The following is an 8,751-nucleotide window of genomic DNA, read 5'->3' on the forward strand; positions in this document are numbered from 1 at the left end:
GGGGACCGCCACCTCAAGTTCCACGAGACCCGGGACAACCTCCCAGCCGGCCAGCACCCGCTTTGCCCTACCCGGCAACTCGGCGTGTCGCGGAAGTTGCCCGGACTCTCTCGGAAACGGTCCATGACGAGACGCCAGATGCCGTTGTCCATCCCTGTGACTCGCAGCGGTGGTTGGCACGGTTTTCACAGCGCTATGTGGCAGGGTCACCGGCCGGACCGGAATGGCGATCTTGTCCGGTACACGATCGGGTTGCGGCACAAGACCGAGTCCCCTCTACCGTCGCTGCGTGAGCGCGCCCAGACCCGACTGATCTTGGTCATGCTGGCCGACGTCGCGCGTGAGGGCGTGGAGGCGTTCCAGCGGTACGAAGCGGCCGTGCTCCCCAGGCTCGAGCGGCACAACGGTCGGCTGGAACGACGCCTGCGGACGGCGGATGGACAGGCCGAGGTGCACATCGTCTCCTTCAGGTCGCGGTCGGCGTACGAGGCCTACATCGCTGATCCAGAGCGGGCAGACCACCGCGCCCTGCTGGAGGGGGTGGCCCTGACTCAGCGGCTACTAGAGGTGACCGACGTGGGTGCAACCGCGCCTGTGCCAACCGGCGGCACCTGACGTCCCGGTAGTCGATCGTCAGCTGGGACACCGAAGGCGGTACAGGGCGAAGGGGGCGTCGTCGCGGAGCTCGTGGCTGCCGGCGACGAGGCCCGGGCGGCGAAAGTCCTGCACGTGGTGCGCCCCCAGGCGCGATGCATCACCCGTCGCGAGGCGATGCTGTGGACCTCGGTGAAGGCCACCACCTGCTGCGGGCCCAACTCATCGAAGGCGACGTGCAAGGCGGCGCGGCCGATCTCGGTGGCCAACCCGCGTCCCCAGCGCTGCTCGCGGATCGCCCAGCCGACCTCCAGCTGCCGCCGGCCGAGCAGCTCGACGTAGGACAGACCTCCGCGTCCGACGAGTCGGCTGCCTTCCCGGTCGTAGGCCAACCACTTGCCCACGCCGTCGCGCGCCCACTGCTCGGCCACCGTGGCGGCGAAGGACGCCGCCCGCTCCTCGGTCCAGGCGTCGCCGTCCCAGGCTGCGACGCCGGGGTCCTGGGGCAGCTCAAGCAGGCGGTCGGCGCTGTCTCGACCGATCGGCTCCAGCCGCAACCGCTTCGTCCACCGCTCTGCGCTGGCCATCACAGCAAAGGGCTCACCGGGGTAGCTGGGCCTCGATGAGCACGCGGGCCGAGTGCGCCACGAACATCCCGTCCCGACGGATCTGCTCGTGCAGGTCGCGCAGCCGGTCGCGGTAGCGCTCGACGGTGAAGTCCGGCACCGTCCAGATCACCTTGCGCAAGAAATAGACGACGGCGCCGACATAGAAGAACTCCACCCGCGGACGCTCCAACCGCAGGGTCGTGACCTTGAAGCCGGCGGCCCGGGCGGCCGCGCTCTCCCGGTCGGGATGGCGTGGGTGCGGCCCTGCCGGTTGAGGTCCGAGAAAGAACTCATACAGCTCACGGACGGACTCCGGTCCCACGTGCTGAGCCAGGTAGGTCCCTCCTGGACGCAACACCCGGGCGATCTCCTCCCACCAGACACTCGCCGGGTGCCGGCTGGTCACCAGGTTGAAGGCCTCATCGGCGAAGGGCAGCGGCGGCCGGTCGGGGTCGGCGACCACGACCACGCCTCGCGGGTGCAGCCGGGCGGTGGCCAGGGCGACGTTGGGCGGCCACGACTCGGTCGCCGCCATCGTCGGCGGGAGCCGCTGCGCCCCGGCCAGCACCTCGCCACCGCCGGTTTGGACGTCGAGGGCGGCACCGACCGACGCCAGGCGCTCGCTCAGCAGCCGCTGGTAGCCCCAGGAGGGCCGCTGCTCGGTCGCCCGCCCCTGCAGCCAGGAGAAATCCCACCCGGAGACGTCCGCCGACTCCGCCTCGGCGACGAGCCCATCGAAGCCCTGCAACACCTAATCATCCTCACAAGAGACATCGTGTTCCGCGGGCGCAGACCTGCACGGCAGGCTGCCGGCCCGCGTCCCGATCGCCGAAGCGTCAGCGGGACGCCGTCCCAACAGCCGATCCCCTTGTGGTGATTGCCCGCTGTACCGAACGGAGACGTTCGCGGCGTCCGGTGGCGGTTCGGGTAGCGGGCCACGAGCCGCTCAGAGGGCCAGCTTGAGTCCCTCGTGAGAGACGACGAACCCGAGCCGCTCGTAGAAGCGGTGCGCGTCGGATCGCGACTTGTCGGTTGTCAGCTGGACCAGGGCGCAACCGCGACGTCGCGACTCGTCGATGGCCCAGGCGAACATCACAGCCCCCAGCCCCCGACTGCGGTGGTCTTGCCTGACCCGCACCGCCTCGATCTGGGCACGCAGCGCACCCCGCCGGGCCAGTCCTGGGATGAAGCTCAACTGCATGGTGGCGACCACCTGGCCGCTGTCGGCGGCTACGAGCAGCAGGTGAGCCGGGTCTGCGTCCACGGCCTGGAATGCACGCAAGTAGGGCTGCAGACCCGCGGTGTCGGTGATGCGGTCGCGGGATGCGCCGAGCTCGTCCTGGACGAGCAGCTCCACGATCGCGGGCACGTCGTCCACCACCGCCTCGCGCAGCACCACTGTCGATCCCTGCAAGGGCAGCTGATCTGTAACCGTCACTTGTCGAGTATTTCCCACTGCCCGCCTCGATCGGGGTTCGGTCAGCGGCCGGCAGCGCGGTCAGTGCACGAGAGCGAGGGCGAAGCCGTCCCAGCCCTTGGTGCCGACGGTCTGCAGGGCTGTCGCCTCCAGGTGTGGGTGCTCCGCGAGCATGCGCAGGAATCGGCGCACTCCCCGGACCCGCTCGTCAGTGCTGTCCGCGTCGACCACGGCCCCGTCGCGCACGACGTTGTCCGCGACGATGAGGCTGCCCGGGCGGGTGAGCTGCAGCGCGGCGTCGAGGTAGCCGGGGTTGTTCGGCTTGTCTGCGTCGAGGAACACCAGGTCGAACGGCTCCGCGCCGGCGTCGACAAGTGCGGCGAGGGAGTCGACCGCGGGCCCGACGACGATCTCGACCCGGTCGGCGACCCCGGCGCGCTCGAGGTTCGCTCGGGCCAGCGCGGCGTACTCCGGGTCAAGCTCGAGGGTGGTCACGCGGCCGTCAGGGCCGACGGCGCGGGCGAGCCAGATCGTGGAGTAGCCAGCGAGGGTGCCGACCTCGAGGACGCAACGGGCGCCGGCCGCGCGGGCCAGCAGCGCGAGCAGCGCCCCTTGGTTCGGAGCCACCTCGTGCGGAGGCAGGCCCGCGGCGTGGCTGGCGGTGCGCGTCTGCACCAGGGCCTCGTCCTCGGCGACGAGGGTGCCGACGAAGTAGTCGTCGACCTCACGCCACAGCCGCGTCGACTCGTACACCTTTGCTGTCCCTTCACCGGCCCGGCTGTCTGGGCGAACCTAGCGACCGGCCCTCAGTCCGCCTCAGCCCGGCCGACCTGGAGGCCCGGCCATGTCCCTGGCTCGGCGCCACGAGCCTGAACCCCGAGCTGGACGGCGCGACGCGTCCTAATAGCGCCGTCCCGCAAGGGGAACGGCTATCGGGAGCGCCGCAGGTCAGCCGGGTGCACTGGCGATCTTGTCGCGATAGACCCGTCCGGTTTGGATTCCCCGCTCAGGGGCGTCATGCGGCACATGATCACCGGTCGTACCAGTTCCTTGGAAGTGAGACAGTCGCCCGCCGGTCCGGACGACGAATGAAGTGCGCAGGTCGCCAGTGTCTCAGAACTCGTCTCACAAACCTGTCTCGCGAGGGCCGTACGACTCTGACTTCTGAGACGCCAGCGGTAACGTACAGCCGTGGATCTCGGCTACGCGCGGGTCTCGACGACCAAGCAGGACCTCGACCGGCAGGTCGACGCCCTCACCGCAGCCGGCGTGGCTGCCGAGCGGATCTGGCTGGACAAGAAGTCCGGGGTCACGACCGACCGGCCCGGCCTCACCGCACTGCTGGCCTTCGCCCGCCCTGGTGACGTGATCGTGGTGCACACCCTGGACCGGCTCGGGCGCACCGTCCGGGACACCCTCAACCTGATCCACGACCTCACCGATCGCGGCGTCGGACTGCGGAACCTCGCCGACCCCATCAAGGTGGACACCGCCAATCCGGCCGATCCCATGGGGCAGCTCGCCGTGGTCCTGCTCGCGCTGTTCGCGCAGATGGAGCGCACCTACACCGTCGAACGCGCCGCCCACGCCCGCGCGGTGGCCACCGCCAACGGCCGCCGCGTCGGGCGGCCCACCGTCGTGGACCCAGACAAGCTCGCCTACGCCGCCCACCTGCGCGACCGCGGCGCCAGGATCGCCGAGATCGTCACCAAGACCGGCATCACCCGCGCCAGCCTCTACCGGCACCTGCCACCCCGAACACCCCAGCCACTCACGGCCGCCGTGGCACCCGAACAGACCGCCATCGCGCTGCCAGAACCGGGCAGCCAGCCGGCCGAGCAAGGGCCAGAGCTCCCAGTGGTCCCCAAGGTCCACCTGATCGGAAGAACAGCGCGCCACGGCGGGGACCCGCTCGAGGCCATCACCTGGCCGACCGGCTACTCCCCCACCTGCTCGGCCTGCGCGCACCCGACCACCGGCCTGGAAGAGCAGTACGCCCGCGTGCGCGGCCTCCGCGAACCCGTTGTCGTCGCCCTCGCCCAGCCCTGCGGTTGCCTCATCGACGACCACGCCGCGGCCCTGCAAGCCGGCGCCGCGACCACCTGAGACCAGTAGCCGCCCGCCAGCTCCAGCTCAGCAGCAGTGGTCAGTGGGCCGCGTCGTAGGCCTTGATGACCGAACCGGAAATCCGACCCCGCCCGGACAGCTCATGGCCGTTCTCGCGGGCCCAGGCCCGGATCGCTCCGGTGCCGTTGCGACCTGGACTCGCGGAGCTACCGGTGGTCGAGCTCCGGCCCGGCCCGCTGGCCCGGGTGCCGCTGACCTTGCGACCGGCGTCGATGAAGCGGCGCGGGTCTGCCCGCAGCTGCGTCGAGTTCTCCCCCGACAGGTCGATCTCGTAGCTCTGACCGTCCAGAGCGAAGGCCACGGTCTCCCCGCGGCCTTCCTCCAGCACCTCACCGGTCAGGTCGTCCTCGAGCAGGATCGTCGTCTTGCGAGCCACCGTGCATTCCTTACCTCTGCTTCAACCGGTCACCATCACGGTAGCCACTCCCCCACCCCCGGCCGGGAAGATCGCGACACGCCGGCTCGGCGAGGCCGAGCCTCGCGCCGGCGAGCAGCAAGCCAGCCGCCTCCCCGTCTCACATCAGATCGTGGCGGTGGTCGCCTTGGCGCCAAACGCCGAAGTCACAGGGCCGTCGGCCACGCGGGCGGGGTTGAACGCGCTCGCGGCCAGCGCCAGCCCGGGGGAGTTGACGGCGAACTTCGCGGAGGGGTAGATGAGCAAGCGGGCCGCTCTTCACATCGACGATGACCTGCTCGACGATCGCGTGATCGCGCTGGGCGGCTCGGCGGCAGCATCGACAGCGCCAGTCGGTTAAGACCGCGTGGTGGCGGGGTCGCTTCCGCGGCGGCGGCATCAGCTTGTCGCGGCAGTTGGGGCCAGGACGTTGCTCGGTGGCGGCGCCGAGCGCCCACGAGCGCACCGACACCCGAACCACCATGCGCAACGGCACCCGCGACAAGCTGGTAAGAAGAACTCACCGGTGATCTACGTGCCTAAGCTGGCCAAGGTGCCGCCGGAGGCTACATCCCCGGTGTACATATTCAGCAACGGCATCCAGCCCGAGCACCGCTTCCAGGGCGGCGTGTTCCCCACCGCACCGGGAGATCCGGGCTATTCCCCGCTGCGCGCCCTGACCCTGATCACCTGGAAGGACGGCGCCAGCCCACGCCAGCTGACCTCCGCCGCGGACCTCCTGGCGGCGCAGAAGGCGGGAGAGCTGACACTCCAGCAGACCGGGATCATCATCAACATGCCGTTCCTGCAGTGGCCCACGGGGCACCGGTAGCCACCAGCAGCCCGAGCCGGCTGCGTACACGAACACCGAGCTCACCGAGCCGCAGCATCCAACGCGCCGCTGTTCTACACCGGCATCACGCTGATCGCGTTCACCTTCCTCTGGTCAGCGCTACGACGCCGACGGCACACCTGCCACCCCGCATGGCGACGCCCCACCCACAGACCACCGCAGCAAACCTGAACCCAACGAACCCGACGAACCCGACGGCTCATCGAGCGGAAACGGTCGCGTCGGCCCCACGCGATCCGTAGCGAGATTGGCGCAAGGCTGATCGGCAAGGCCTAGCTCACATGTAGATCGGTTGCATGTTGGAGACAACCTTGTTCGCAGCCGGCAGGCGCGTTACCTGCGGCTGCCGTCCTCTTCGCCGGTTGGTCCGGGCTCGCCCTCAACATCGTTGACGAAGCCGGCGACGCCTTGCTCCAAGGCGGTGATCCGCAGCCGTAGTCCCTGCAGCTCTACCAGCAGCCGCCGACAGTCCTCGAGGGGCATGCACGCATCTGCCTCAGGCATTGCTCACCGGATGGGACATCAGGCGCAACCGCAGGCGCATCCGGCGTCGCTGCAGCCGCAGCTGCAACCCGAATCACTGCCGCATCCACAACTACACCGACAGGTGGCTCTGGTATTGCCCTTTGCCGATTCACTGGCTCCCTTCTGCTCGTTGGCCGGGCCACAGCAGTCGCAGCTGCACACCTGGTGTTCGACGAGCTCTTCGGAAGCGGTCATGCGGTTCTCCTCTGGCGTCGTGGCAGCCTGAATGTGATGGATGGCGGGTCTCCCCCATTGCCGGCGACCGGCTGTGTCGACGGCGAGACCGAGCCCAGGGTCGGAGTGGCGGCACATCGCTACCCCGACCCTGGTTCGGCTCAACCGCGCAGCTCGACGAGCTGCCGGTCGATCTGTGCCTTGGCCTGCTCGAGCTCGGCGATCCTCTCCTCGACTGAGGTGGTCGGCGAGGTCGTACCGCAGCCGCAGCTGCCGTCGCAACCGCAGCCACAACTCCCACCGCTGTTGTGGGCCATCAAGTTTTCCGTGCTCGTGTCCATGGTGATCCTCCTATCGTTGATTCTTGTCTTCTTCACTGCCTGGGCGGTGCACTATCCAGGCAGCCGCAGAAGGCGGTGCCAGGCCTCTGGCACCCGCAGCCGGCGTCCCGTCCGGCGCGGAAGGCCTCCAGCCGCTCGCGGAACGCGACCAACCCGGCGAGCTGGACGTCGATCTCGGCGATCTTCTCCTCCAGCAGCCGATCCAGCTCCGGCACTACTTCACCGCAGCAGCCCCGCTCGGCCGCGGCCATCAGCCCCCGAATGTCCTCCAAGGACAACCCCAGGCCCTTGGCCTGCCGGACGAACCGCAGCTTGCCCTGCTCCTCCGGTCCGTACAGACGGTAGCCCGCGCCGCTGCGGGACCGGGGGGACACCAAGCCGATGCGGTCGTAGTAGCGCACCGTGCGTTCGGGCAGCCCCACCTGATCGGCGACCTGCTTGACCGTGCGTTCCACCCCACCGACGCTAAGCCTGACACCCAGGTGTCAGGTCAAGCTGACCGGGACACTAACGACCGGGCGGCCTGCAGGATTTGCTCGCGGCGGGCGCCGCGGATCGTGGGCTCGATCAGGACCGAGGTGTAGGTGCAGCTCTGGGTCGGTGCCCGCCACAACAGCGCCGCGCCGGTGCCGGCGGCGGCCCCCCAGGCGGTGAAGGAGTAGAAGTTCCGGTCGGCGGTCAGCAGCTCGTCGGGGTTCAACCGCGGAGAGAGCCGGCCGGCGAGAGTCTTCTCCCCAACCGAGTAGGCATCGACCTCGGCGGCCAGGAACGCGTGGGTGCCGCACTCGGCCATCGCCACCACCTCGCCTTGGGATAGGCCGAGCGGTTGGCCCCGGAGCCGGCGTACCCGAACTGGTCGGCGTTGGCCGAGGTGTCGGGCACGTCGACGTCGAACCCGTCGATGGCCGACGACCGGCTCGGCCACCGGGCACCGCCACCGCCTCGAACACCTCGGCCAACAACGCAGAGCCCAACCGCTTGCGGGCCTGAATGATCGCACTGGCCGTCGGCACCGACCACCCCGCGTCCCAGCATCCCCACCGGTCCAGCGACCCGGTGACCTTGGTCACGACCTCCTCGTAGTCATCGTCGGGGGACAGGCACAGCCCCATCGTCAAATACGCCCGTCACGTGCGCCGGCAGCTTGCCGTCTGACCGCTTCGCCTCGACCCCGCACGCCGCCACCGCCTCGTCGACGGCCTCACGGGGAACCGCGGTGACCAAGACACCCAACGACACCTGATCCTGGATCCACCGTCGATCTTGGTCGGCCCAGCCAGGTCGTGACTTGATCTTGACTGGCTGACGTGGGTATGGCTGAGCCGCCGGTCTGTCCGGCTCTTCCACTGGTCCCGCGAGTCCGGTGATCCCCGCTACATCCTCGACCTGCTCGCCCGCGTCGTCACCGTCTTCCCTGGAGACCATGCGAATCGTCGACGCACTGGCCGTGCCTGGACATCCAGCCGAGCCCAGCCCTAACGACGAGCGCCTGACGCCCCGCTCCGCGGGTGTCGCGTGGCCTGGGCCGACGTTCGGAGACCACGGCGCGGACACCCCCGGTCGGTCGAGCCAGCGCCGCAGGTCAGACGCGGATGCGGAGGGACCCGGAGATAAAGGACGTTATGTGGCTCTTCGAACTTGAGGGGGAAGAAGGACATGATCTTGTGAGGATCGCGGCCTCGGAGGTTGTCCCGAGTTCCGTAGAACTTCGGTGGCGG

Annotated in this window: 12 protein-coding genes and 1 pseudogene; 3 read left to right on the forward strand and 10 right to left on the reverse strand. The window is 69.4% G+C overall.

Annotated features, from left to right (window positions below):
• On the forward strand, positions 1–615 hold a 615-nt coding region (locus BLW04_RS28905), incomplete at its 5' end, for a hypothetical protein (RefSeq protein WP_254781933.1).
• Here the strand turns inward: BLW04_RS28905 and BLW04_RS23825 are convergent.
• The 4 genes from BLW04_RS23825 to BLW04_RS23840 all read right to left on the reverse strand — a co-directional run bounded on the left by BLW04_RS23825 (position 552) and on the right by BLW04_RS23840 (position 3,372).
• A complete protein-coding gene (locus tag BLW04_RS23825) occupies positions 552–1,181 on the reverse strand; it encodes a GNAT family N-acetyltransferase (RefSeq protein WP_091547957.1) in 630 nt (209 codons plus the stop codon). The genes BLW04_RS28905 and BLW04_RS23825 overlap by 64 nt on opposite strands.
• 13 nt (positions 1,182–1,194) lie before the next feature.
• On the reverse strand, positions 1,195–1,953 hold the full coding sequence (locus BLW04_RS23830) for a class I SAM-dependent methyltransferase (protein ID WP_091547959.1): 759 nt from the start codon (positions 1,951–1,953) through the stop codon (positions 1,195–1,197).
• Between the two features lie 195 nt (positions 1,954–2,148).
• Complete coding sequence (locus BLW04_RS23835; protein ID WP_254781935.1) at positions 2,149–2,640, reverse strand: GNAT family N-acetyltransferase; 492 nt, start codon at positions 2,638–2,640, stop codon at positions 2,149–2,151.
• Positions 2,641–2,700: 60 nt separating this feature from the next.
• On the reverse strand, positions 2,701–3,372 hold the full coding sequence (locus BLW04_RS23840; protein ID WP_091547963.1) for an O-methyltransferase: 672 nt from the start codon (positions 3,370–3,372) through the stop codon (positions 2,701–2,703).
• A 438-nt stretch (positions 3,373–3,810) separates the two neighbouring features.
• On the opposite strand from BLW04_RS23840, the gene BLW04_RS23845 reads away from it, so the two are divergent.
• Positions 3,811–4,725, forward strand: coding sequence for a recombinase family protein (locus BLW04_RS23845; RefSeq protein WP_091547965.1), 915 nt, complete (start codon positions 3,811–3,813; stop codon positions 4,723–4,725).
• A 40-nt stretch (positions 4,726–4,765) separates the two neighbouring features.
• Here BLW04_RS23845 and BLW04_RS23850 read toward each other — a convergent pair whose 3' ends face one another.
• Both BLW04_RS23850 and BLW04_RS27150 read right to left on the reverse strand, forming a co-directional pair.
• Positions 4,766–5,122, reverse strand: a complete 357-nt coding sequence (locus BLW04_RS23850) for a histone-like nucleoid-structuring protein Lsr2 (RefSeq protein ID WP_091547967.1) — start codon at positions 5,120–5,122, stop codon at positions 4,766–4,768.
• A 144-nt stretch (positions 5,123–5,266) separates the two neighbouring features.
• On the reverse strand, positions 5,267–5,407 hold the full coding sequence (locus tag BLW04_RS27150) for a hypothetical protein (protein ID WP_175484257.1): 141 nt from the start codon (positions 5,405–5,407) through the stop codon (positions 5,267–5,269).
• Positions 5,408–5,666: 259 nt separating this feature from the next.
• Between BLW04_RS27150 and BLW04_RS23855 the strand changes: the two genes are divergently transcribed.
• Positions 5,667–5,972: a DUF7482 domain-containing protein gene (locus BLW04_RS23855; protein WP_139307009.1), complete on the forward strand. Its 306-nt coding sequence runs from the start codon at positions 5,667–5,669 to the stop codon at positions 5,970–5,972.
• Between the two features lie 881 nt (positions 5,973–6,853).
• Here the strand turns inward: BLW04_RS23855 and BLW04_RS23860 are convergent.
• From BLW04_RS23860 to BLW04_RS29890, 4 genes and pseudogenes are all read right to left on the reverse strand, one after another.
• Positions 6,854–7,033: a hypothetical protein gene (locus BLW04_RS23860; RefSeq protein WP_091547972.1), complete on the reverse strand. Its 180-nt coding sequence runs from the start codon at positions 7,031–7,033 to the stop codon at positions 6,854–6,856.
• A 32-nt stretch (positions 7,034–7,065) separates the two neighbouring features.
• On the reverse strand, positions 7,066–7,488 hold the full coding sequence (locus BLW04_RS23865; protein WP_175484258.1) for a MerR family transcriptional regulator: 423 nt from the start codon (positions 7,486–7,488) through the stop codon (positions 7,066–7,068).
• A gap of 35 nt (positions 7,489–7,523) precedes the next feature.
• A complete protein-coding gene (locus BLW04_RS28910) occupies positions 7,524–7,826 on the reverse strand; it encodes a hypothetical protein (protein ID WP_254781937.1) in 303 nt (100 codons plus the stop codon).
• A 160-nt stretch (positions 7,827–7,986) separates the two neighbouring features.
• A pseudogene (locus tag BLW04_RS29890) lies at positions 7,987–8,145 on the reverse strand (transposase domain-containing protein); the annotation flags it as partial.
• Between the last annotated feature and the right edge of the window lie 606 nt (positions 8,146–8,751).

Origin of the sequence: Modestobacter sp. DSM 44400, from assembly GCF_900107175.1 — a bacterium.
GTDB lineage: Bacteria > Actinomycetota > Actinomycetes > Mycobacteriales > Geodermatophilaceae > Modestobacter.

Bases quoted from the DNA above. Each gene is read 5' to 3' on its own strand.
- BLW04_RS23825 (WP_091547957.1), bottom strand. From the start codon at position 1,181: ATGGCCAGCGCAGAGCGGTGGACGAAGCGGTTGCGGCTGGAGCCGATC.
- BLW04_RS23860 (WP_091547972.1), bottom strand. From the start codon at position 7,033: ATGGACACGAGCACGGAAAACTTGATGGCCCACAACAGCGGTGGGAGT.
- BLW04_RS28910 (WP_254781937.1), bottom strand. From the start codon at position 7,826: ATGGCCGAGTGCGGCACCCACGCGTTCCTGGCCGCCGAGGTCGATGCC.